The 21,460-nt window shown below is 72.2% G+C and carries 27 protein-coding genes; 15 read left to right on the top strand and 12 right to left on the bottom strand.

What is annotated here, in order from left to right:
• Positions 1-22: 22 nt before the first annotated feature.
• The 4 genes from BJ958_RS19250 to BJ958_RS19235 are packed head-to-tail and all read right to left on the bottom strand — an operon-like array spanning position 23 to position 2,836.
• Positions 23-961, bottom strand: a complete 939-nt coding sequence (locus BJ958_RS19250; protein WP_179728493.1) for a zinc metalloprotease — start codon at positions 959-961, stop codon at positions 23-25.
• 56 nt (positions 962-1,017) lie between these two features.
• Positions 1,018-1,644, bottom strand: a complete 627-nt coding sequence (locus BJ958_RS19245; protein WP_179728492.1) for a DUF305 domain-containing protein — start codon at positions 1,642-1,644, stop codon at positions 1,018-1,020.
• Positions 1,645-1,695: 51 nt separating this feature from the next.
• Complete coding sequence (locus BJ958_RS19240) at positions 1,696-2,055, bottom strand: DUF6153 family protein (RefSeq protein ID WP_179728491.1); 360 nt, start codon at positions 2,053-2,055, stop codon at positions 1,696-1,698.
• Positions 2,045-2,836, bottom strand: a complete 792-nt coding sequence (locus tag BJ958_RS19235) for a helix-hairpin-helix domain-containing protein (protein WP_179728490.1) — start codon at positions 2,834-2,836, stop codon at positions 2,045-2,047. Before BJ958_RS19235 ends, BJ958_RS19240 begins: the two co-directional genes overlap by 11 nt.
• A 63-nt stretch (positions 2,837-2,899) precedes the next feature.
• Between BJ958_RS19235 and BJ958_RS19230 the strand changes: the two genes are divergently transcribed.
• The gene (locus BJ958_RS19230; protein WP_179728489.1) at positions 2,900-3,250 is read left to right on the top strand and encodes an ArsR/SmtB family transcription factor; all 351 of its coding nucleotides are present in this window, start codon (positions 2,900-2,902) and stop codon (positions 3,248-3,250) included.
• A gap of 2 nt (positions 3,251-3,252) precedes the next feature.
• Positions 3,253-4,179 (top strand): cation diffusion facilitator family transporter, encoded by a 927-nt coding sequence (locus BJ958_RS19225; RefSeq protein ID WP_179728488.1) that lies wholly within the window; start codon positions 3,253-3,255, stop codon positions 4,177-4,179.
• 10 nt (positions 4,180-4,189) lie between these two features.
• Here BJ958_RS19225 and leuE read toward each other — a convergent pair whose 3' ends face one another.
• A complete protein-coding gene (gene leuE / locus BJ958_RS19220) occupies positions 4,190-4,846 on the bottom strand; it encodes a leucine efflux protein LeuE (RefSeq protein WP_179728487.1) in 657 nt (218 codons plus the stop codon).
• A 91-nt stretch (positions 4,847-4,937) separates the two neighbouring features.
• Here leuE and BJ958_RS19215 point away from each other — a divergent pair, with 91 nt between their 5' ends.
• Complete coding sequence (locus tag BJ958_RS19215) at positions 4,938-5,549, top strand: dihydrofolate reductase family protein (RefSeq protein WP_179728486.1); 612 nt, start codon at positions 4,938-4,940, stop codon at positions 5,547-5,549.
• Positions 5,550-5,552: 3 nt separating this feature from the next.
• On the opposite strand, the gene BJ958_RS19210 is transcribed toward BJ958_RS19215, so the two are convergent.
• Together BJ958_RS19210 and BJ958_RS19205 are read right to left on the bottom strand one after the other, a co-directional pair.
• Positions 5,553-6,269 (bottom strand): cache domain-containing protein, encoded by a 717-nt coding sequence (locus BJ958_RS19210; protein WP_179728485.1) that lies wholly within the window; start codon positions 6,267-6,269, stop codon positions 5,553-5,555.
• On the bottom strand, positions 6,266-6,976 hold the full coding sequence (locus BJ958_RS19205) for an FCD domain-containing protein (RefSeq protein WP_179728484.1): 711 nt from the start codon (positions 6,974-6,976) through the stop codon (positions 6,266-6,268). Before BJ958_RS19205 ends, BJ958_RS19210 begins: the two co-directional genes overlap by 4 nt.
• A 166-nt stretch (positions 6,977-7,142) precedes the next feature.
• Between BJ958_RS19205 and BJ958_RS19200 the strand changes: the two genes are divergently transcribed.
• From BJ958_RS19200 to BJ958_RS19180, 5 genes are read left to right on the top strand one after another with little or no spacing between them, the layout of a single operon-like run.
• Entirely contained in the window at positions 7,143-8,213 is a 1,071-nt protein-coding gene (locus BJ958_RS19200; RefSeq protein WP_179728483.1) for an ABC transporter ATP-binding protein, read from the top strand.
• A 35-nt stretch (positions 8,214-8,248) separates the two neighbouring features.
• Positions 8,249-9,430, top strand: coding sequence for an extracellular solute-binding protein (locus BJ958_RS19195; RefSeq protein WP_179728482.1), 1,182 nt, complete (start codon positions 8,249-8,251; stop codon positions 9,428-9,430).
• 2 nt (positions 9,431-9,432) lie between these two features.
• Positions 9,433-10,356, top strand: coding sequence for an ABC transporter permease (locus tag BJ958_RS19190; protein ID WP_179728481.1), 924 nt, complete (start codon positions 9,433-9,435; stop codon positions 10,354-10,356).
• A 28-nt stretch (positions 10,357-10,384) separates the two neighbouring features.
• Positions 10,385-11,185, top strand: a complete 801-nt coding sequence (locus BJ958_RS19185; RefSeq protein ID WP_179728480.1) for an ABC transporter permease — start codon at positions 10,385-10,387, stop codon at positions 11,183-11,185.
• A gap of 52 nt (positions 11,186-11,237) precedes the next feature.
• The gene (locus BJ958_RS19180) at positions 11,238-12,581 is read left to right on the top strand and encodes an NAD-dependent succinate-semialdehyde dehydrogenase (RefSeq protein ID WP_179728479.1); all 1,344 of its coding nucleotides are present in this window, start codon (positions 11,238-11,240) and stop codon (positions 12,579-12,581) included.
• Positions 12,582-12,595: 14 nt separating this feature from the next.
• Here BJ958_RS19180 and BJ958_RS19175 read toward each other — a convergent pair whose 3' ends face one another.
• Positions 12,596-12,874: a hypothetical protein gene (locus tag BJ958_RS19175; protein WP_179728478.1), complete on the bottom strand. Its 279-nt coding sequence runs from the start codon at positions 12,872-12,874 to the stop codon at positions 12,596-12,598.
• A gap of 58 nt (positions 12,875-12,932) precedes the next feature.
• On the bottom strand, positions 12,933-13,322 hold the full coding sequence (locus BJ958_RS19170) for a VOC family protein (RefSeq protein WP_179728477.1): 390 nt from the start codon (positions 13,320-13,322) through the stop codon (positions 12,933-12,935).
• A 51-nt stretch (positions 13,323-13,373) separates the two neighbouring features.
• On the opposite strand from BJ958_RS19170, the gene BJ958_RS19165 reads away from it, so the two are divergent.
• Positions 13,374-14,213, top strand: a complete 840-nt coding sequence (locus BJ958_RS19165; protein ID WP_179728476.1) for a helix-turn-helix domain-containing protein — start codon at positions 13,374-13,376, stop codon at positions 14,211-14,213.
• 30 nt (positions 14,214-14,243) lie between these two features.
• Here BJ958_RS19165 and BJ958_RS19160 read toward each other — a convergent pair whose 3' ends face one another.
• Together BJ958_RS19160 and BJ958_RS19155 are read right to left on the bottom strand one after the other, a co-directional pair.
• Positions 14,244-14,720 carry a GNAT family N-acetyltransferase gene (locus tag BJ958_RS19160; RefSeq protein ID WP_179730274.1) on the bottom strand — a complete coding sequence of 159 codons (477 nt, stop codon included), beginning with the start codon at positions 14,718-14,720 and terminating at the stop codon, positions 14,244-14,246.
• Positions 14,717-15,325: a TetR/AcrR family transcriptional regulator gene (locus BJ958_RS19155; RefSeq protein WP_179728475.1), complete on the bottom strand. Its 609-nt coding sequence runs from the start codon at positions 15,323-15,325 to the stop codon at positions 14,717-14,719. Before BJ958_RS19155 ends, BJ958_RS19160 begins: the two co-directional genes overlap by 4 nt.
• Positions 15,326-15,387: 62 nt before the next feature.
• On the opposite strand from BJ958_RS19155, the gene BJ958_RS19150 reads away from it, so the two are divergent.
• From BJ958_RS19150 to BJ958_RS19130, 5 genes are all read left to right on the top strand, one after another.
• Positions 15,388-16,464 carry an oxygenase MpaB family protein gene (locus tag BJ958_RS19150; RefSeq protein ID WP_246319072.1) on the top strand — a complete coding sequence of 359 codons (1,077 nt, stop codon included), beginning with the start codon at positions 15,388-15,390 and terminating at the stop codon, positions 16,462-16,464.
• Positions 16,465-16,514: 50 nt separating this feature from the next.
• Positions 16,515-16,805: a hypothetical protein gene (locus BJ958_RS19145; protein WP_179728474.1), complete on the top strand. Its 291-nt coding sequence runs from the start codon at positions 16,515-16,517 to the stop codon at positions 16,803-16,805.
• A 90-nt stretch (positions 16,806-16,895) separates the two neighbouring features.
• Positions 16,896-17,993, top strand: coding sequence for an ABC transporter permease (locus tag BJ958_RS19140; RefSeq protein ID WP_246319722.1), 1,098 nt, complete (start codon positions 16,896-16,898; stop codon positions 17,991-17,993).
• 26 nt (positions 17,994-18,019) lie between these two features.
• Positions 18,020-18,700: an ABC transporter ATP-binding protein gene (locus tag BJ958_RS19135; protein WP_179728472.1), complete on the top strand. Its 681-nt coding sequence runs from the start codon at positions 18,020-18,022 to the stop codon at positions 18,698-18,700.
• A 57-nt stretch (positions 18,701-18,757) separates the two neighbouring features.
• Complete coding sequence (locus BJ958_RS19130) at positions 18,758-19,351, top strand: TetR/AcrR family transcriptional regulator (RefSeq protein WP_179728471.1); 594 nt, start codon at positions 18,758-18,760, stop codon at positions 19,349-19,351.
• A gap of 45 nt (positions 19,352-19,396) precedes the next feature.
• Here BJ958_RS19130 and BJ958_RS19125 read toward each other — a convergent pair whose 3' ends face one another.
• On the bottom strand, positions 19,397-20,032 hold the full coding sequence (locus BJ958_RS19125) for a pentapeptide repeat-containing protein (RefSeq protein ID WP_179728470.1): 636 nt from the start codon (positions 20,030-20,032) through the stop codon (positions 19,397-19,399).
• Positions 20,033-20,198: 166 nt separating this feature from the next.
• Here BJ958_RS19125 and BJ958_RS19120 point away from each other — a divergent pair, with 166 nt between their 5' ends.
• Positions 20,199-21,401 carry an NAD(P)/FAD-dependent oxidoreductase gene (locus tag BJ958_RS19120; protein WP_179728469.1) on the top strand — a complete coding sequence of 401 codons (1,203 nt, stop codon included), beginning with the start codon at positions 20,199-20,201 and terminating at the stop codon, positions 21,399-21,401.
• The last annotated feature ends 59 nt before the right edge of the window (positions 21,402-21,460 follow it).

Here is a 21,460-nt window from a genome sequence, read left to right as displayed (position 1 = left end):
TGACACACCCGGGAACCCTTTTTCACGGCGCGGCGCGGAAGGCCACCCAGGCGTCGCTCATCCGCTGCGCCTGACCCGAGGTGAACATGTTCATGCACGAGTCCTGCGTGTAGTCCATGAAGTTGTGGATCGGGTCCAGGCCCGGCGCCGAGCAGGAGTCGGCGCCCTCCGGGCAGTCGAACTGCGGCGCCTCCTCGCGCGGGGTGTCGGCCACGCCGTCACCGGACGCCGAGCAGCCGCCCTGGAAGGTGTGCTCGAGCATCAGCCAGTGGCCGACCTCGTGGGTGAGGGTGTCGCCGAGGGAGTACTTGCCGGCGGTGCCGCCCGGCATCGACTCGTCGAGCATGACCACGCCGTCGATGTAGTCGCGGCCGTTGTTGTAGCCCTTGGGGAAGTACGCCCAGCCGAGCAGCCCGTCGCCGATGTCGGCGGTGTAGACGTTGAGCACCGTCGAGTCGCCGGTGTGCAGCGCCTGCTTCATGTCGCGCTCGGTCTTGCCGGGCGTCACGGTGTACCAGGCCGGGTTGTCGACGAACTGGATCGAGTCGAGGGCGAAGCGGAACGGGGTGTCGGCGGCGTCCGGCGCCGTCTGCCCGGAGTACGACGCGTTGAGCACGTCCATCTGCGCGTGCACCATGCCGGCGAGCCGGTCCCTGTCGGCCTGGCTCGCGCCGTCGGTGATGACGTGGAAGACGGTCCGGACGGTGACCGTGCCGTTGCCGAGGTACGGCGAGTCCTTGATGACGCCGTACTTGTTGGCCTCGTTCCTGGGATAGAGGGCGGGCTCGGTCGCGGTCGAGCCCTGCGCCACCCGGGCCGCCGAGCCGTCGTGGCAGCCGGCGACCGCGGGCGACGCGGCACCGGCGGTGGCCGCGGTGGGTACGGCGGAGGCCAGGGGCACGGCGAGCATCAGGGAGCCGGCAGCGACCCCCACCATCGTGCGAAGGTCGACTCGAGACATGGCGCCGACAGTAGGCCCGTGCGTGGTCGGCTGTCAGCCCCCTGACGCGTCGCCGGTCAGCCCTTCGCGAGCAGGTCCTCCATCGTCGCGATCTCGGCCGCCTGGCTCTGGGCGATGGACCTCGCCAGGGCGATCGCGTCGGCGAACCGTCCGTCCGCCTGCTCGGTCCTCGCCATCGTGATCGCGCCCTCGTGGTGCTCGATCATCATCGTCATCCACAGCTTCGCGAAGTCGGCGTCGGAGGCGTCCTCGAGCTCCTTCAGCTGCTCGCCGGACATCATCCCGGGCATGTCGTGCGCGGGCGCGTCCCCGTCCATGTCGTGGCCGGCGTTGGCGTGGTCCATCGACGTGGCCGGGATCTCCTTGTCCCAGTCGGTCAGCCAGGTGGTCATCGTCTCGACCTCCGGTGTCTGGGCGGCCTGGACCTGGTCGACGAGCGCCCGGACCTCGTCGGGCAACGGGCGGTCCTGGGCGAGCAGCGCCATCTGCAGCGCCTGCGCGTGGTGCGGGATCATCGCGGTCGCGAAGTCGACGTCGGCGCTGTTGAAGACGTCGCCGTTGCGAGCGGTCTCGACCGCGGCGGGCGTGCCGTCGCGGCCGTCGTCGCCGCACGCGGCGAGGCTCAGGACAAGGGTGATCGCACCGGTGGCGGAGGCCAGCCGGCGCAGGGTGGTGCGGTGCATGTCGTTCTCCTGGTCTGGTCGGTGTGCGTTGCGGGGTGGGAGCGGGGCTCCTCAGCAGCGCTGCACCGACAGGCGGTGGAGATCGGGTGGGTCGCGGAACCGCGCGGCCCGGGCGACCAGGAGCCGCCAGCGGGCGGGCCTGTTCCGCGCGGCGACGAGCGGACGTCGTACGCCGAGCAGGCCGGCGGCCACACCGGCCGCCATGACCAGCAGTGCCAGGCACAGCCCGGCCATGTCGTGGCCGGTCGAGCCGCCGTGGTCGGGCGGCGCGGTGTCGTGGTGGGTGAGGGCAGCCGCGGGGAGCGGCGCAGAGGCCGCGCCGTGGTCGGCGAGGCCGTGCATGGCGAACAGCCCCGCCAGCGCCGCGATCGTGACGAGCAGGCGGCGCAGGAGGTGCGGCTCAGGTCGCATAGCCGAGGCCGAGCTCGCCCATCGCCGCCTCGAGCCGGTCGAGCGCGATCGGCCCGACGCCGTGCAGGGCGGCGAGATCGGCGCGGGTCCAGCCGCTGACCGCCTCGAGGGTGTGCACGTCGACCGCCCGCAGGGCGCGGGTCGCCGGGGCGCCGATGGTGCGCGGCAGGGGGGTGCCGGTCCGTCGGGGCGCCCGCTCGCGCGGCCCGTCCTCGTGGTCCAGCACCGCCTCGCCCCGGAGCGAGAGCCGGTACCCGATCGCCAGCGACTCGGTCAGCCCGCGCTCCTTGAGCTTGCGGACGTCCTTCTTGAAGTCGGGCGTCTCGCGGCCGAGCTCGGCCGCGAGGTCCGGTGCCCGGACCTCGGGGTTGCGGTCGATGATCCGCAGCGTCGTGCGCGTCCAGGGCCCGATCGCCGAGGCGGCGTCGAGCCGGTCGAGGCCCGCGAGGATGGTGCGGATCTCGGTGGTGTCCGGGACGGTGGCGCGCAGGGTCTCGCGGGGGTCGGTGCCGCCGTAGCGCAGACCGACCCGGAACACCGGTCGGTCGGCCCGCGCCGCGAGGGCGTCCTTGAGCGCGGTCAGCGACGCGGCGCCCGCCCGCCGGGCGTCCTCGGCCCGCAGCCGCGAGAGCGCGACCTCCTCGACACTGGTCACCTCGACGACGCCGACGGCGGTGCGCAGCCGCGTGCCGACCTTGACCCGCGGCCGGTCCCAGCGCCGGAACGCCAGGTCGACCGTCCCGGCGCGCACGCCCTCGAGCTCGGCGGGTCGCATCATCACGGTCCCGAGCATAGGAGGTGGGGCGGCTTGACCTTCGTCGCCCAGCGGTGATTACATCGCCATATGGCGATGAATCAGCTGGACCGCGCGCTGCCCGAGGCGCCCACCGAGGTGGACGCCCTGGCCGACGTCGCGGGCCTGCTCCACGCGCTCAGCGACCCCAACCGGCTGGCGATCCTCGAGCACCTCACGCTCGGTGAGCACCGGGTGGTCGACCTCACCGCCCACCTCGGCCTGGCCCAGTCCACGGTCTCCAAGCACCTCGCCTGCCTGCGCGACTGCGGCCTCGTCGTCTCGCGTCCCAGCGGTCGGGCCTCGCTGATCTCGCTCGCCCACCCCGAGCTGACCCGCGAGGTGGTCGGCGCCGCCGAACGGCTGGTCGCGGTCACCGGCGGCCCCTGCGGGAGGGACTGACCATGGGCGTCGGGCACGGGCACGGCCACGGCGGCGACGGCGGGCACGCCGGTGGCCGGCACCGCTGGCGCCTGGGCGTGTCGTTCGGCCTGGTCGCGGCGTTCTTCGTCGTCGAGCTGGTGGTCGGCCTGGTCAGCGGCTCGCTCGCGCTGATCTCCGACGCGGGCCACATGGCCGCCGACGTCGTCACGCTCGGGGCCGCGCTGGTCGCGACCAAGATCGCGACCCGCGCGGACAGCACCGGGCGGCGTACCTACGGGTCCTACCGGGCCGAGGTCTTCGCCTCCGGCCTCGCGGTGCTGATGATGCTCGGGGTCGCCGTCTACGTCGTGGTGGAGGCGATCGGCCGGATCGGCGAGGGCGGCTCCGGTCCCGACGTCGCGACCGGCCCGATGCTTCTCGTCGGCTTCCTCGGCCTGGTCGTCAACCTGGTCGCGATGGCGCTGCTGCGCGGCGGCTCGCAGGAGTCGCTCAACGTCAAGGGCGCCTACGCCGAGGTCGTCGCCGACACCGCGGGCAGCGTCGGCGTGATGGTCGCCGGCGGCCTGGTCCTCGCCACCGGCGACGCGGTCTGGGACACGGTCGTCGCCTTCCTGATCGGGGCCTTCGTCGCGGTGCGCGCGGTGATGCTCGGCCGTGAGGTGCTCGCCGTCCTCGGCCAGCACGTCCCCGCCGGCGTCGACATCGACACCGTCGCCGGCGCGCTCGGCGGCATCGACGGCGTGTGCGACGTCCACGACCTGCATGCCTGGACCCTCACCTCCGGCATGCACGTCGCCACCGCCCACCTCGTCCTCGTCGAGGGCGCCGACGGCACCGGCGTGCTCCGGCAGGGCCAGCTGCTGCTGCGCGAGCAGTTCCAGATCGAGCACGCCACGCTGCAGATCGAGGGCCACCGCTCGGCGGCCTGCGACGCCGTCACCTGGTGACGAGCTCGGGTCAGGCGTGGGCGAGGGAGAGCTTGACCGCGAAGCCGAGGAAGATCGCGCCGACGGCCGAGGTCCCCGCCGCCGAGAGTCCCTTGCGCCGCCGGAAGGCCGCAGCCAGGCGGGTGCCGCCGAAGATCAGTGCGCTGAGGTAGGCCACGCTCGCGACCTGGGCGAGCGTGCCGAGGACGAGGAACGACAGCGCCGGGTGGGCGTAGTCCGGGTCGACGAACTGCACGAAGAACGCGACGAAGAACAAGATCGCCTTCGGGTTGAGCAGGCTGATGACCAGTGCGCGGCGGTACGGCCGCTCGCCGGGCACCGGCGCCGGAGCGCCGTCCTCGACGGCCTTCACCGCGCGGCGGCGCTGGCGCCACATGATGACCGCGCCGCGCAGCATGGTGAACGCGAGGTAGCCGAGGTAGCCCGCGCCGACCCACTTCACGATCGAGAACGCCACGTGGTTGGCCTGCAGCAGTGACGCCACGCCGGCCGCCGACAGCGTCATCAGCACCGCGTCGCCGGTCCACACGCCGGCCGCGGCGGCGTACGCCGGACGGACGCCACGGCGTGCGGCCACCGACAGCACGTAGAGCGAGTTCGGGCCGGGCAGCAAGATGATCAGCACGAGGCCGACGAGGTACGTCGACAGGTCGGTGATGCCCAGCACGGACCGCATTGTCCCACGCGGAGTCCTGGGCTCGCGGCTGCTCGGCGACCTCGGGCGATGAGTCGGCTGCGGCGTCTCGGTCAGCACCGGCATGGGCATCGTGACCGGGGACATCAGCATCACCCTCGACGGCTTCGGCGCCGCGACCGACCAGACGCGCGAGCACCCGTTCGGCTCGCTCGACGAGAACCAGCTGCACCGCTGGATGTTCGAGCACGGCGACGACAACGCCGCGGAGGTCGCGGCGATCGTCGACGCGGGCGCCTTCGTGATGGGCCGCAACATGTTCGGCCCCGGGCGAGGTGAGTGGGACCTCGACTGGCGAGGCTGGTGGGGAGAGGACCCGCCGTACCACGCACCGGTGTTCGTGCTCACCCACCACGAGCGCCCGTCGGTGGAGATGGCGGGCGGGACGACCTTCCACTTCGTCACCGACGGCCTCGACGCCGCGCTCGCCCGGGCCCGCGGCGAGGCCGGGGAGCGCAACGTCGCCGTCGCGGGCGGCGCGTCGACGATCAACGCCTGCCTGGCGGCCGGCCAGCTCGACGAGCTGCGCCTCCACCTGGTGCCCTACGTCGCGGGACTGGCCGGCGGGCCGGCCGCTGGCCCGCGGATGTTCGACGGGACCGGTCCGCTCGGCCTGGTGCCGGTCGCGAGCCGGCACACGCCGCACGTCACCCACCTGACCTATCGGCGGGCGTGAGGATCAGTCGAGCGCGACCACCGCGAGCGGCAGGTCGCCCACCCGCTGGTCGTCGGGCAGCTCGTCGAAGCAGACGCCGTCGAGCAGGTCGCCGCACAGGTGGCGGCCGCTGTTGCTCGACAGGATGCGTCCGAAGCCGTTGACCACGGCGATCCGGTGCTCGCTCGCGCGCAGCGGCGGCAGCAGCGCCTGCTCGGCGTTCTTGACCGCGACGTCGGCGCCGCCGACCCCGCAGAACCGGCCCTCGACGAGGACCGGGACGGTGAAGGTGAGCGTGTACTCCTCGGTGCACAGGTAGTCGACGTACGGCCCGGTCACGTGGCGCTGCCCGCTCTCGCGGGGGACGACGTACCAGGGCAGGTGCTGGTAGTCGTAGAAGCCGATGGCCTGGGGCTCGGAGTGGGTGATCAGCCGCTGCGGGCGGCCGTCGGTGTCGCGCGCGAACCACTCCAGCCACCACTCGGCGTCCTGCAGCGCGCCCGGCGCGGCGACGAAGCCGGCGCCCTGGACCGGCTGGCCGAGGTCGGAGAGGACCGGGACGACGACCGGCTCCACGGCTGCGAGGTCGCTGCGCCGGGGCGCGGGCCGGCCGGCGAGCGCCTGCTCGACGGTCGTCGCGATGGACGCCGCCAGCCCGAACGCGTGGTCGGCGATCTCGGCGACCGCCGCGATGACGGGGGCGGTGACGTCGGGGGAGAGGCGGGTGTTCGCCGCGTTCATGCGTGGACCTCGCTGAGCTGGTAGTCGATGAGACGGGCGGTGGAGTCGGCCACCCGCTGCTCGGCCGCCTCGCGGGCGGCGTGGGGATCGCGCTCGGCGATCGCGGCGACGACGGCCCGGCAGCTGCCGACCATCTGGGCGTGGCTGTCGTCGTCGCCGAAGGCGAGCCACAGCAGGGTCCCGAACTCGGCCTGGAGGGTGACCTCCTCGTGGTAGAGCCGGGGCGACTGGGCGGCCGCGGCCACCTCGATGTGGAACTGCGCGTCGGCCCGGCGCCGGGCGTCGGGCTTCTCGGCGTGCTCGAGGGCGTCGGCCACGCGCTGCAACCGGTCGACGTCGTCGGGGCTGGAGCGCCGGGCGGCGAGGGCGGCGCTGGCGCCGCAGATGGCGGCGTACACGTCGCCGAGGTCGCGCAGCTCGCCCAGGCTGAACCCGTCGAGGCGGCGCCGGGCGAGCTGGCTGATCCCGTTCTTGGGCGTGCGGACGAAGCTGCCGCCGCCGCGCCCGCGCCGGGTCTCGATGAGTCCCTCGGAGCGCAGCACCGACAGTGCCTCGCGCACGGTGACCGTCGAGACGCCGAAGATCCCGGCGAGGTCGAGCTCGCCCGGCAGCTGCTCGGCGTCGGGGAGCAGGCCGAGCGCGATCGCGTCCGTGAGCCGTCGTACGACGAGCTCCGAACGGCTCAGCGACTCCAGCGGTGAGAACACCGCCGCAGATGCTCGCCCGTAGAACGGCACGGCCACCGTCTCGCCTCCAGTCCCTCGTCCCCACGGCTGTCGCCGCAATCTAGCCCGCAGTCCCACGAACCTCTTGTGCTTTGAACTGTGAAGTCATATCTTATCGCCAATCCGTACGTGACGAAAGGCACATCCGATGTCTCTCTCGACCAGTGCTCCCGCTGAGGCCGCTGCCGTCGACCGCAGCCCGGCGATCTCGCTGCGGGGCCTGCGCAAGACCTACGGCGACGTGGTCGCCGTGGACCACGTCGACCTCGACATCGCGGACGGCGAGTTCTTCTCGATGCTCGGGCCGTCCGGGTCGGGCAAGACCACCGTGCTGCGGCTGATCGCCGGGTTCGAGCAGGCCACCGCCGGCTCGGTCGAGCTCGGCGGCGTCGACGTCACGCGCTCGGCGCCCTTCGAGCGCGACGTGCACACCGTGTTCCAGGACTACGCGCTGTTCCCGCACATGAGCGTCCTCGACAACGTCGCCTACGGGCTGCGGGTGCGCAAGATGGGCAAGAGGGAGCGCCGCGAGCGGGCCCAGCAGGCGCTCGACACCGTCCGCCTCGGCCACCTCGGTGCGCGCCGCCCGGCCCAGCTCTCCGGTGGCCAGCGGCAGCGGGTCGCGCTGGCCCGCGCGATCGTGCTGCAGCCGCGGGTGCTGCTCCTCGACGAGCCGCTCGGCGCCCTCGACCTCAAGCTGCGCGAGCAGATGCAGGTCGAGCTCAAGCAGCTCCAGCGCGAGCTCGGCATCACCTTCGTGTTCGTCACCCACGACCAGGAGGAGGCGCTGACCCTCAGCGACCGGATCGCCGTGTTCGACGCCGGCCGCATCCAGCAGCTCGGCACCCCGCGCGAGATCTACGAGAACCCGGCCTCGGCGTACGTCGCCGGCTTCGTCGGCACCACCAACCTGTTCGACGCCGAGACCTCGCAGCGGGTGCTGGGTGTCGCCGGCGAGCACGCCGTGCGCCCCGAGCGGCTGCGGCTCTCGCCGGGCACCGACACCGAGGCCGCCCGCGACGGCGAGGTCCGGCTCGACGCGGTCGTCGTCGAGACGATCTACCTCGGGACCGGCAACCGGGTGCACCTGCGCACCCGCGACGGCGTCGACCTGGTCGCGCTCGAGCAGTCGACCGGGTCGCTCGACGCCCGCGAGCACCGCGGCGAGGACGTCACCGTCCGGTTCGCCCGTGCGGACGTCGTACCCCTCAGCTCATGAATCGCTCCCAACCCAACGAGAAAGCGGAGAACCCGATGAAGAACACCCTCCGGAGAGGCCGTGTGGCCGCGGCCTGCCTGACCCTGCTCTCGGTCTCCGTGCTGAGCGCCTGTGGCAGCGGCGACAGCGACAAGAAGACCGAGGCCGTCGAGAAGCTCGGCAAGACCGAGGGCAAGGTCTCCATCCTGGCGTGGCCCGGCTACGTCGAGGACGGCAGCAACGACCCCGAGGTCGACTGGGTCTCGGCGTTCGAGGAGGAGACCGGCTGCGAGGTCACCAGCAAGAGCTACGGCACCTCCGACGAGGCGTTCAACCTCGCCAAGTCCGGCGAGTACGACGTCATCGCCGCCTCGGGCGACCTGTCGCTGCGCCTGGTCGCGTCGAAGGAGGCCCAGGCGATCAACACCGACCTGGTGCCCAACTACGCCAACGTCTACGACTTCCTCAAGAACACCGAGTGGAACACCGTCGACGGCAAGAACTACGGCGTCCCGCACGGCTACGGCGCCAACCTGTTGATGTTCAACAAGTCGAACTTCGCCGAGGCCCCGACCTCGTGGGGTGCGGTGTTCGACAAGGCACAGCTGGAGAAGAACAAGGGCAAGGTGACGGCGTACGACTCGCCGATCTACATCGCCGACGCCGCGCTGTACCTGATGAAGACCAAGCCCGAGCTGAAGATCGAGAACCCCTACGCGCTCGACCAGCAGCAGCTCGACGCCGCGGTCGCCCTGCTCAAGGAGCAGCGCCAGTACGTCGGCGAGTACTGGTCGGACTACCTCAAGGAGATCCAGGCCTTCGAGACCGGCGACTCGGTCGTCGGCACGACCTGGCAGGTCATCAAGAACAACATCAAGAACAAGGACGTCGACGTCACGCTGCCCACCGAGGGCGCCACGGCGTGGAACGACACCTGGATGCTGTCGTCGCAGGCGAAGAACCCGAACTGCGCCTACAAGTGGATGGACTACATCCTCTCGCCCGAGGCGAACGCGCAGGCGACCGAGTACTTCGGCGAGGCGCCGAACAGCCCCGAGGCCTGCAAGAAGACCACCGACCCCAACCACTGCGCGACCTTCCACGCCGGTGACCAGGACTACGCGAAGCAGCTGTGGTTCTGGCGCACGCCGGTCAAGAAGTGCCTCGACGGCCGCACCGACGTCGAGTGCACCGACTACTCGCAGTGGACCGAGGCCTGGACGGAGATCAAGGGCTGATCATGTCCGCCACGTCCTCGTCGCACAGCGACATCCGGCCCGGCCGGACCACCGACCCCGCACTGCGGGGGCCGGTGGCCCGGCCGGGGTCCCGGCTGCTGCACCGCATGGTGTGGCTCCGGCTCTCGCTCCTGCTCTCCGCGCCGCTCGCCTGGATGCTCCTGGTGTACGTCGTCGCGCTGGCGGCGCTGCTGATCACCTCGCTGTGGTCGGTCGACAGCCTCACCAGCGAGATCGACCGGACGTGGACGTTCGACAACTTCCGCACGCTCCTCGACAACGAGGTGTACCGCACGGTCACCCTCCGCACGCTCGGCGTGGCGGTCGCGGTGACCGTCATCGACGTCGCGATCGCGTTGCCGATCGCCTTCTACATGGCCAAGGTCGCCTCGCCGCGCGTGCGCAGGATGCTGGTGGTCGCGGTGCTCACCCCGCTGTGGGCCAGCTACCTCGTCAAGGTCTTCTCCTGGCGGGTCGTGCTCTCCGAGGGCGGCCTCGCCGACTGGACCGGACTCGGCTCGCCCGGCTACGGCCTGACCGCGGTGATCATCACCCAGGCCTACATCTGGCTGCCCTACGTCATCTTGCCGATCTTCGCCTCGCTCGAGCGGGTCCCCGACTCGCTGCTCGAGGCGGCCGGTGACCTGGGCGCCCCGAGCGGCCTGGTGCTGCGCTCGATCGTCTTCCCGCTGCTCGTCCCCGGCATCGTGGCCGGCGCCATCTTCAGCTTCTCGCTGACGATGGGCGACTACATCACCGTCAACATCGTCGGCGGCGCCAACCAGATGCTCGGCAACCTCGTCTACATCAACGCCGGCGCGGCCAACAACCTGCCGCTGGCCGCCGCGATCGCGATGATCCCGATCGTGGTGATGCTGGTGCTGCTGACCGCGATCCGTCGTACCGGCGCCCTGGACAACCTCTGATGCCCGGGCACCCGAGAGAAGGCCTCCGATGACCCTCAGTCCGCTCTCCCGGCGCGTCCTGGCCGGCCTCACCTTCGGCGTCCTCGCGCTGATCTACGTGCCGCTGCTGGTCGTCGTCGCGAACTCGGTCAACCCGAGCCAGTCGATGACCTGGCCGCCGGACGGCGTCACCTTCGAGTGGTGGCGCCGGGCCGCGCACAGCGCCGGCGCCCGCGAGGCGCTGGTGACCAGCCTCCAGGTCGCGGTGATCGCCACCGCGCTGGCCCTGCTCCTGGGCACGCTGCTCGCCCTGGCCCTGCAGCGCTACTCGTTCTTCGGCAAGAACGCCGTCAACCTGCTGGTGATCCTCCCGATCGCGTTGCCCGGCGTGGTCACCGGCATCGCGCTGAACAACGGGTTCAAGGGGATCATGGGGGTCGACCTCTCGCTGTGGACCATCGTCGTGGCGCACGCGACCTTCTGCATCGTGACCGTGTTCAACAACGTGCAGGCGCGGCTGCGGAGGATGGGCACCAGCCTCGAGGAGGCCTCGGCCGACCTCGGCGCGGGTGTCCTGACGACCTTCCGCCTGGTCACCCTGCCGCAGCTGCGCTCCGCACTTCTCGCCGGTGGCATGCTTGCCTTTGCACTGAGCTTCGACGAGATCATCGTGACCACGTTCACGGCCGGACAGGGGGCGACCACGCTGCCCATCTGGATCCTCAACAACATGTTCCGCCCCAACCAGGCCCCGGTGGTCAACGTCGTCGCGGTCGTGCTGATCGTGTTCTCGATCATCCCCGTCTGGCTGGCGCAGCGGCTGTCCTCCGACGTCGAGGGCGTCCGTTGATCCACCCCATCCCGTCCCACTTCACCTGCATCGTCCGAAGGAGCCCCACCCCATGACCGAGTACGCCGTCCGCAACCCCGCGACCGGGGAGCTGGTCGAGACCTTCCCGACCGCCACCGACGCCGACATCGCCGCCGCGATCGACGCGGCCTCCGCGGCGTACGGCTCCTGGGGCCGGACCTCGACCGTCGCCGACCGGGCCGCGCTGATCCGCCGGGTCGCCGAGCTGCACCGCGAGCGCAGCGCCGAGCTGGCCGCCGCGATGGTCGAGGAGATGGGCAAGCCGCTCGCCGACGCCGAGGGCGAGGTCGACTTCTCCGCGTCGATCTACGAGTTCTACGCCGACAACGCCGAGCGCTTCCTCGCCGACGAGCCGATCGAGCTCGGCGAGGGCGAGGGAACCGCGGTGGTCCGCAAGATGCCGGTCGGCGTCCTGCTCGGGATCATGCCGTGGAACTTCCCCGTCTACCAGATCGCCCGCTTCGCCGGCCCGAACCTGATCATCGGCAACACGATCCTGCTCAAGCACGCGCCGCAGTGCCCGCGCTCGGCCGCGCTGCAGGAGCAGATCTTCAAGGACGCCGGCTTCCCTGAGGGCGCCTACGTCAACATCTACGCCACCAACGAGCAGGTCGCCGACATCATCGCCGACCCGCGCGTCCAGGGCGTCTCGCTCACCGGCTCCGAGCGCGCCGGTGCGGCCGTCGCCGAGATCGCCGGGCGCAACCTCAAGAAGGTCGTCCTCGAGCTCGGCGGCTCCGACCCGTTCATCGTGCTGTCCTCCGACGACCTCGACGCCACCGTCGAGGCGGCCGTCTTCGCCCGCATGGACAACGCCGGCCAGGTCTGCAACGGCGGCAAGCGGTTCATCGTCGTCGACGGCCTGTACGACGAGTTCGTCGCCAAGTTCACCGAGAAGCTGCTCGCGGCCTCCGGCGGCTCCCCGCTGTCCTCGGTCACCGCCGCCGAGAACCTCGCGAAGCAGGTCGACCAGGCCGTCGCCGGCGGCGCTCAGCTGACCAGCGCGGGCGAGCGCGACGGAGCGTTCTACCCCAGCGGCGTGCTCTCGGGCATCACGACCGACAACCCGGCGTACCGCCAGGAGCTGTTCGGCCCGGTCGCGATGGTGTTCCGGGCGGCAGACGAGGCCGAGGCGGTGCAGATCGCCAACGACACGCCGTACGGCCTCGGCTCCTACGTCTTCTCCACCGACGCCGAGCAGGCCCAGCGCGTCGCCGACCAGATCGACGCCGGCATGGTCTTCGTCAACGGCGTCGGCCTCGACGCGGCCGAGCTGCCCTTCGGCGGCATCAAGCGCTCCGGCTTCGGCCGCGAGCTGAGCCGCTACGGCATGGAGGAGTTCGTCAACAAGAAGCTGATCCGCACCGTCGGCTGACGCTCGCCGGGGCCCTAGGCTCCACCACGCACCTGACGGATGGGCTCCGTGTCCGGTTGGTACCCGGCCCATTCGTCAGGTGCGTCGCCGTACCGGGCCGCGAGCAGGTCCACCAGGCCCGGGACGTCCTCGAGCGCGAGCTGGAAGCTGCCGGTGCAGACGTTGTCGCGCCACAGCGAGAGGACCACGACCTCGGCCTCGGCGTGCCAGCTGACCCGCATCGCGCGGCCGTCCCCGCGGGCGTCGAGGTAGGCGGCACCCGCGCTCGGGAGGGGCTGGTGGACCCGGCGCACAGCCCCATCATGGGCCGGGGTGCGCCGGGCTGTCACCGGTTCGGGTGATCCCAGAGGGTCAGCCCTCCTGCGGCGGGCACAGGCAGAACGGGTGCCCGTCGGGGTCGAGCATGACCCGCCACGAGCCACCCGCCTGCGCTGCCGGCTGGGTGTCGGCCACGGTCGCGCCGAGCGAGCGGGCGTGCTCGGTGGCGGCCTCGAGGTCGGGCACCCGGAAGTCCAGGTGGAACTGCTGCGGGTGCTCCTGGCCCGGCCACTGCGGGCGGGAGTAGTCCTGCACGGTCTGGAAGTTGAGGGTCGCGCCGAGGACGGAGGCCGACGCGTACCCGTACTCCGGGTAGTCGCCGGTCACCTCGCCGCCGGTCAGGTCGGCGTAGAAGCGGGCCAGCGCCGCGGCGTCGGCCGAGTCGATGGTGAACGCGATGAGCTCGGTCACGGGAGAAGTCATGGCCCCACCATGCCCGGGCCCGCCGACACCTGTCTTGAAAGAATCCGACACATGCGCTGGACGCCCGACGGACCGCTCGACGTGGTCGAGCCCGCCCAGCTGCGCGACGTCCGCGGGTACAGCCCGTCCCTGCGGCGCTACGCCCCGCCGCCCTCGCTGGGTGACGCGGTGCGCCGGTTCTGGGTGCCGGTCTGGTCGCTGCCGCCGGGGCAGAGCTCGGTGCAGCGGGTGCTGCAGTACCCGGTGTGCCAGGTCGTCGTCGGCCCGGACGGAGCACAGCTGGTCGGCCCGCACGCCGGGTTGAGCACCGAGGAGCTCTCGGGCACCGGGTGGGCGCTCGGCGTGATGATGCAGCCGGCGGCCGGGCTCGCGCTGGTCGGTGGTCCGGTGGCCGAGCTGACCAACCAGCGGCGCCCGCTGGCCTCGGTCGCCGGCCTGGACGCGGCGCGCCTGGTCGCCGCGGTGGCCGACGCGCTCGGGGACGACCCCGCCGAGGTCGCGCGGCAGCAGGAGGCGTGCGCGCTCGTGGCCGAGGCGCTCGGCGTGCTCGTGCCGGTCGACGACGAGGGCCGGCTGGTCAACGCGATCGTGGAGTACGTCGAGGGGGAACGCGAGGTGCAGCGGGTCTCCCAGGTGTGCGAGAAGTTCGACCTCGGCGAGCGTGCGCTGCAGCGGCTGACCCGGCGCCGGATCGGGCTGTCGCCGAAGTGGCTGGTGCAGCGCCGCCGGCTGCACGACGCGGCCGACCTGCTCCGCGCCGGCGAGCGGGTCGACCTGGCCCGGGTCGCCGCCGAGCTGGGCTACGCCGACCAGGCGCACCTCACCCGCGACTTCCGCTCGGTCACCGGCGTCACGCCGGGGGAGTTCAGCGCGGAGCCCGCCCCGAGGTAGCGCAGCGGGGGTCCACCTCGGCCGGCCAGCTCAGGTGAGCTCGCGGAGGTAGCACAGCATCCGGAAGTCCTCGCCGGGCTGGATGTTCGTGAACCCGTGGCGCTCGTAGAACCGCCGGGTGTCGGTGTCGACCTCGTCGACGTTGATGTGCACCTCGATCCCGCCGCGCTGCTCGACCTCGCCGACCGCCCGGGTCAGCAGGGCGGTGCCGATGCCCTGGTCGCGCAGCGGCGGGACGACGTACAGCTCCTCGAGCTGGGCGAGCGGGCCGTCGCCGTACGGCGTGGGGCGCAGCGTGAGGAAGGCGAACCCGGTGGCGTCTCCGCTCGCCGGGTCCTCGGCGAGCACGACGAGCACGTCGGGTCGCGTCAGCAGGGCGTTGAAGCGGTCGCCGAAGTCGGCCGCGCTCGGGGTCGGGGTGTCGTACTCGGTGTTGAAGTCGAAGAGCAGGCCGCCGACCACGAAGGCGTCGGCAGGCGTCGCGAGCCGGACCGTGGGGGCACTCATGGCAGCCACGCCCCGATCATCGCGCTGGCCGACGCGGTGAGCCGTGCGGCACTGAACTCCTCCGGCGCGGCGAGGACCAGCTGGCCGAAGTGCTCGAGCAGCGCGAGCACCGCGTGGGCGAGCACGTCCGCGTCGGCGCCCGGCACGACCGCGGCGACCATCATCCGGATGGTGCCCAGCACGCGTCCCCGGTCGCCCTCGATCCGTTCGCGCACCGGGTCCGGTGCGTTGCCCGGCGACTGCAGGATCGCGCGCCAGGTGACGGGGTCGGCGAGCACCATCGCGTGCAGCGCCGGGATGCCCTGCTCGACGATCGCCAGCGGGGTGCCGGCCAGCGCGGCGAGCGGCAGGGCACCGTAGAGCTGGGTGATCGCGCGCTGCTGCTGCCGGTCGAGCAGCGCGGTCAGCAACGGGCCGAGGCCGTCGAAGGCGCCGTACACGACCGGGCGGGTGACCCCGACCTCGCGGGCGATCGCGTCGATCGAGACGCCGTCGTACCCGTCGCGGTCGATGATCGTCAGGGCGGCGTCGAGGAGCTGCTCGCGGCGCTCGGCCATCGGCACGCGCGGGGCGTACGGGCGGCGCTTGCGGGCGGTCTCGGACATGGCGCCCACCCTAGTTCGAGCTCCCTCTTCCATTTACTACACGACTGTAGCATTCTGTCGCCATGGCGATCCCACTGATGAACCGGAGCAGGGGCTCCCGCGAGATCACGCCCGCCGAGGACTACGGCTTCTTCGGCCCCGCGTCCGTGGCCTGGAAGGTCTGGGGCTACCCGACCTCGTTGACCATCGGCTTCAGCCGGGCGGTCGTCGTCGAGGAGCTCGACCCGAACCTGGTGGCCTCGGTCGACCGCACCCAGGACATCTACCGGCGGCCGAAGACCCGCTACGACCGCACCATCCACTACTTCGCGCTGGTCGCCTTCGGTGGCAGCCGGGCCACGGCCCGCGCCGCGGACGTGCTGGTCAAGGTGCACAGCAAGGCGATCGGCACCGAGCCCTACGGGGGTGGGCGGTACGACGCCAACGACCCCGCCTCGCAGCTGTGGATCCTCGTCACCGGGTGGCACTCGGTGCTCAAGGCCTACGAGATGTACGGACCAGGGCGGCTCTCGGAGGCGGAGGAGGCCCAGTACTGGGAGGAGTGCGCCCGGGCAGCCGAGCTGCAGACCTGCTCGCCCGACGACGTGCCGCGATCGCGGGCCGAGCTGCACGCGTACTACGAGCGGATGCGGCCGGTCATGTCCGGATCGCCCATCGCGCAGCGGGCGATGAAGCACCTGATGGACGTCGACCAGCTGGTCGACGTGCCGCTCGTGCTCCGGCCGGCGCGGTGGGTGGTCGGACGGTTCTTCCGGGCGGGCGTGATCGCGACGCTGCCGCACTGGATGCGGGAGATGGGCCAGGTGACCCAGCCGCGGTACCTGGACGTCGTGGCGCGCCCGGTGCTGCGGGCCACGTTCGCGGCCATCTCGGTGAGCAAGCGGCTCCAGCTGCGGATCCTCGCCCTGCTGTCCCCCAGCACGGTCCCGGTGGTGGCGCCGGTCCTGCTCGGCGTACCGCCGGTGACCCCGGAGCTGCTGACGCCGGTGCAGGCACAGGAGCGGTACGGGTACGACCGGCCCGCGCAGGCGCACCTCGCCTGGCGTGCGCAGCAGCGCGAGAAGGTGTTCGGCCGCGGGGAGGCGCCCAGCGACGCCGGGCTCGTCGAGTCCGAGGCCGTGTTGGGCCGCCTCGCCTGAGGGTCCGCCTGCCACAGTGAGGCCACCTGTTCCGTGCTGAAGGAGAACCCATGGGTCTGAACCCCGTCGCCGACGTGCTCAAGCGGGCCGACAAGGTGCTCAGGAGCGCCGAGACCGCGCTCGGCAACGTCGACACCACGCTCGCCACGGTCGGCACCACGCTGGCCGACGTCGACGGCAAGCTGACCACCGTCGACACGACACTGGCCGAGACCAAGGTGGTGCTCGGGGAGGTGCAGGGCCTGCTCGGCGACCTCAACGAGAAGCTCGTTCTCCTCGACGAGGTGCCCGAGCTCAAGACCAAGCTCGACGCGGTGCTGGCCGCGCTCCAGAAGGGCTGAGCCCCCCGTCACGGTCGTTCCGATTCCTTGTTTGCAGACACTGTGTCGATATGATGTCGACACAGTGTCCGCAAATAGGGAGTGGTGGAGATGTACCTCGCGCTGAGGGAGCTGCGTGTCGCCAGGGGACGGTTCGTCCTCGTCGGGTCGGTGATCGCCCTGGTGGCGATGCTGACCACCATGCTGTCGGGCCTCGCCAACGGGCTCGTCGACGACGGCATCTCCGGCCTGCGCCGGCTGCCGATGACCCACCTCGCCTTCCAGCACGGGGCGGAGGAGACTTTCAGCCGCTCCACGCTGAACGACGAGGACCTCGACCAGTGGTCGGGCGTCGACGGCGTGGAGGCCTCGCCGCTGGGTGTCTCCTTCGTGAACGCCCGGACCGAGGGTGGCACGACGGTCGACGTCGCGCTGTTCGGCGTACCCGCCGGGTCCTTCCTCGCGCCGCGCCACGACGCCGAGGAGGCGCTCGCCGGGCCGCCCGGGCTGGTGCTCAGCCACGAGTTCAAGGAGCAGGGGATCAAGGTCGGCGACGAGCTGACCATCGTCGGCGTCGACGAGTTGGTCCCGGTGCTCGGCTTCACGTACGCCGGGTCCTACGGGCACGTCGACATCGCGTTCACCAGCCTCGAGACGTGGCAGTCGCTGCTGTACGGCGAGAACGCCCGCGGCCGCTTCTCGGCCATCGCCCTCGAGGGCGACCCCGACACCGTCGCCGCCGCCGCGAAGCGGATCGACGCCGCCGACGCCACCACGACCGTCACCAAGGAGCAGGCCTACGCCGGCTCGCCCGGCTATGCCGGCGAGACCCAGACCATGTCGATGATCCAGTGGTTCCTGCTCGTCATCTCCGCGCTCATCGTCGGCGCCTTCTTCGTGGTGTGGACCATGCAGCGTTCGCGCCAGATCGCGCTGCTCAAGGCGCTCGGCGCGTCCCGTGCCTACGTCGCCAAGGACGCCGTCGGCCAGCTGGTCGTCGTGCTCCTCGGCGCCACCGTGCTCGGCGGACTGGTCGCGTTCGGCGCCGGCGCGCTCGTCGACAACACCGCCGTCCCGTTCCGGCTCGCCCCTGCACCTGCCCTCACCTCGCTCGGCCTGCTCGTGGTCGCCGGCCTGCTCGGCTGCCTCGCCGGCATCCGCAAGGTGGTCTCGGTCGACCCCGCCATGGCGCTGCGCAGCGCCGAGTGACCTCGTCCGACCCGAAGGAGAACCCCATGTCCCTCCGCCTGGAGAACATCACCGTCGCCGTCCCGGACGGCACCACGCGCCGCGTCCTCCTCGACCGGCTCGACCTCGAGGTCCGCCCCGGCGAGACTGTCGCCGTCACCGGCGCCTCGGGCTCCGGCAAGTCGACCCTGGTCGCGGTCGCCGGCCTGCTCCGCGTCCCCGACGAGGGCCGGGTGCTGATCGGCGGCACCGACGCCGGCGCACTCAAGGACCGCGGTCGGGTCCGGCTGCGACGCGACCGGGTCGGCATCGTGTTCCAGTCGCCCAACCTGCTGCCGGCGCTCACCGCGCGCGAGCAGGTCGAGGTCGTCGCCCACGTCGCCGGCAACCTCGACGCGGCGGCCCGCGCCCGCGCGGTCGACCTGCTGACCCGCGTCGGCCTGGCCGACCGGCTCGACGCCCGGCCCGCGGAGCTGTCCGGCGGCGAGCGGCAGCGCGTCGGCATCGCCCGCGCCCTCATGAACGAGCCGAGCGTCGTGCTGGCCGACGAGCCGACCGCCTCGCTCGACCCCGAGCGGGGCCAGGCGGTGCTCGACCTGCTCCTGGACGAGGCCCGGCGCGTCGGCGCGGCTACCGTGGTGGTCACCCACGACCCGGACCAGGCGGCCCGGGCCGACCGCCACCTGCACCTGAGCCAGGGCGTGGTCCAGGTGGGCAGCAGGACCTGACCGCCCCGGGTGCCCACCCGGGCCGACACCGACACCCGACCCACGGGAGGAGCCCCCATGCCGCGGATCACCGGCGCGAACATCGCCGAGCACGTCGCCGCGCAGGAGGCCGCCGTGGTCGAGGCCGCGCAGCGCCTGTTCGCGCAGCGCGGGGTCGCGGCGGTCTCGCTCGGCGACATCGCCGCCGAGGTCGGCCTGGGCCGGACCTCGCTGTACCGCTACTTCCCGACGAAGGGGCACATCCTCCAGGTCTGGTTCGACCGGGAGATGGACCCCCTTCTCGCCCGCTCGCAGGAGGTCGTCGACGAGCTCGGCCCGACGGCGGCGGGACTGCGCGCGTGGCTCGACGTGCAGCTCGACTTCGTCACCGACGAGGCGCACGGCGCCCTCGTCGACGCGAGCGCGGCGGCGCCCGAGCTGTCGCCCGAGATCGTCGCGCACTTCGGGCAACGGCACCGCGAGCTCTACGCGACCCTCGGCCCCGTCCTCCGGGCCGGCGGCGCCCGCACGCCCGAGGAGGCGCGGGTCCGCGCGCTGCTGGTGGCCGGGCTGGTCCGGTCGTCGGCGGACCTCGTGGCGGGCGGCGTGCCGGCGGCCGTCGTACGTGAGGAGCTGCACCGGGCCGGGACGGCGGTGGCCGGGCTCACCTGATCGTGGCGGCCCGGCAGCAGGCCGGATCGGTCGGTCGTGGAGTTGTCAGGACTCCATCGGCACCGCCTCCTCCACCTTCAGCCCGAGGGCGCGCACCAGCACCACGGCCTGGTCGAGGTCCACGACCGCCTTGCCCAGCTGAGCCGCGACCGGGTCGAGCGAGGACAGGTCCGAGCCGCGCAGGTCGGCGCCGGACAGGTCGGCCTGGTGCAGCCACGCGCCGCCGAGGTCGACGTGGTGGAGCGTCGCGCCGCTGAGTCGCGCACCGGTGAGATCGGCCTCCCGGAAGCTCGCGCGGCGGATCGTGGCCTGCCGGAGGTCCGCGCCGGGCAGGCCCACGAACTGCCAGTTGCCGCCGACGACCTCGACCGGTCCGAACCGGCAGCGGTCGAACATCGAGCCGACCAGCTTGCAGCCGTCGAACCGGGCGCCGAAGAAGGCGGACTTCGTGAAGGTGCAGTTGAGGAAGCCGGTGTCGGTGAACTGCCCTCCGTTGAGGTCGCAGTCGCGGAAGATGCACTCCTCGAAGCTCGCGCCCCGCGCGACGACGTCGGTCAGGTCGACGTCGACGAAGGCGACTCGTCGGAAGGTCCGGCCGGACAGGTCCTCGCCGTCCCAGCGCTCGGCGACCACCTCGGAGTCGGTCGGCGGGGTGGGGGTTCCGTGTCGTCGCTCAGCCATGGCAGGAGTGTGGCCGCAGGGTCCGACGGTTGACACCGCCATTCCACAGGATCTAAATGGTAAGCGTGACAGTTTTAGAAGAGGGGTGGCGACCCGGCGATGCTCAGCAGCCGCGTGACGACGCCCGCAGGCGTGCGGAGCTCCTCGACCTGAGGAGCGGGCGGCGATGAACGTCGTGGTGATCGGCGGCGGGCTCGCCGCGGCCAGCGCAGCCGCAGAGCTGCGCGAGCAGGGGCACACCGGCGACATCGTCGTGGTGGGAGGCGAGCCGCACCCGCCGTACGAGCGGCCGCCGCTGTCCAAGGGCCTCCTGCTCGGCTCCTCGCAGCCGCAGGAGGCGTCCGTGCACCCGCCGGAGTGGTACGACGAGCACCAGGTCGACCTCCGCACGGGCACCGTCGCGACCGGGCTCGACCTCGACCGGCGGCGGGTGCGGCTCGAGTCGGGTGAGCTGCCCTACGACCGGCTGCTGCTCGCCACCGGCGCCACCCCGCGCCACCTGCCGATGGCCGACGCGTCGCGTGCGCCGGTGGTCCACCTGCGCACCCTCGACGACGCCCTCGCCCTGCGCGAGCGGCTGACGGAGGGCGCGCGGATCGCGATCATCGGCGCCGGCTGGATCGGTCTCGAGGTCGCCTCGGCCGCCCGCCAACGGGGCGCGTCGGTGACCGTCCTCGAGTCGGCGCCGCTGCCGCTGCAGCGGGTGCTCGGTGACGAGGTCGCGACCGTCTTCGCCGACCTGCACCGCGAGCACGGCGTCGACCTGCGGCTGGGCGCCCAGGTCGTCGGCATCGAGGACGAGCACGGCGAGGCCGTCGTCCACGTCGAGGGCTCCGGCCCCGTGGTCGCCGACCTGCTCCTGGTCGCCGTCGGCGTCTCCCCGACCGACGAGCTCGCGGCCCGGGCCGGCCTGGCCGTCGACAACGGCGTCCTCGTCGACGCCTGGCTGCGTACCCCCGACCCCCACGTCCTCGCCGCGGGCGACGTCGCCAACCACGACCACCCCACGCTCGGCACCCACGTCCGCGTCGAGCACTGGGACACCGCCATCCACCACGGCCGCCACGCCGCGCGGGTGATGCTCGGCAGCGACGAGCCGTACACGAGGCTGCCGTACTTCTTCACCGACCAGTACGACCTCGGGATGGAGTACGTCGGCCACGTCGCCGGGGGAGCCGGCCACGACCTCGTGGTCCGCGGCGACCTCGCCGGCCGCCAGGCGAGCGTGCTGTGGCTGCAGGAGGACCGCGTGGTCGCCGGGATGCACCTCAACGACTGGGACGCGATCGGTCCCCTGCGCGCGGTGGTCGGCCGGCAGGTCACCGACGCGGTCCGGGACCCGGCCGTGCCGCTCGCCGACCTGGTCTGACCAGTCGTCGTTTGGGCACAGACCGCACGATTTCGCCCGGATCTGCCGCGGTTTGGTCC

This window comes from Nocardioides kongjuensis (assembly GCF_013409625.1).
In the GTDB taxonomy this organism is placed as follows: Bacteria; Actinomycetota; Actinomycetes; order Propionibacteriales; family Nocardioidaceae; genus Nocardioides; species Nocardioides kongjuensis.
This window is presented reverse-complemented; position numbering and strand designations above follow the sequence as displayed.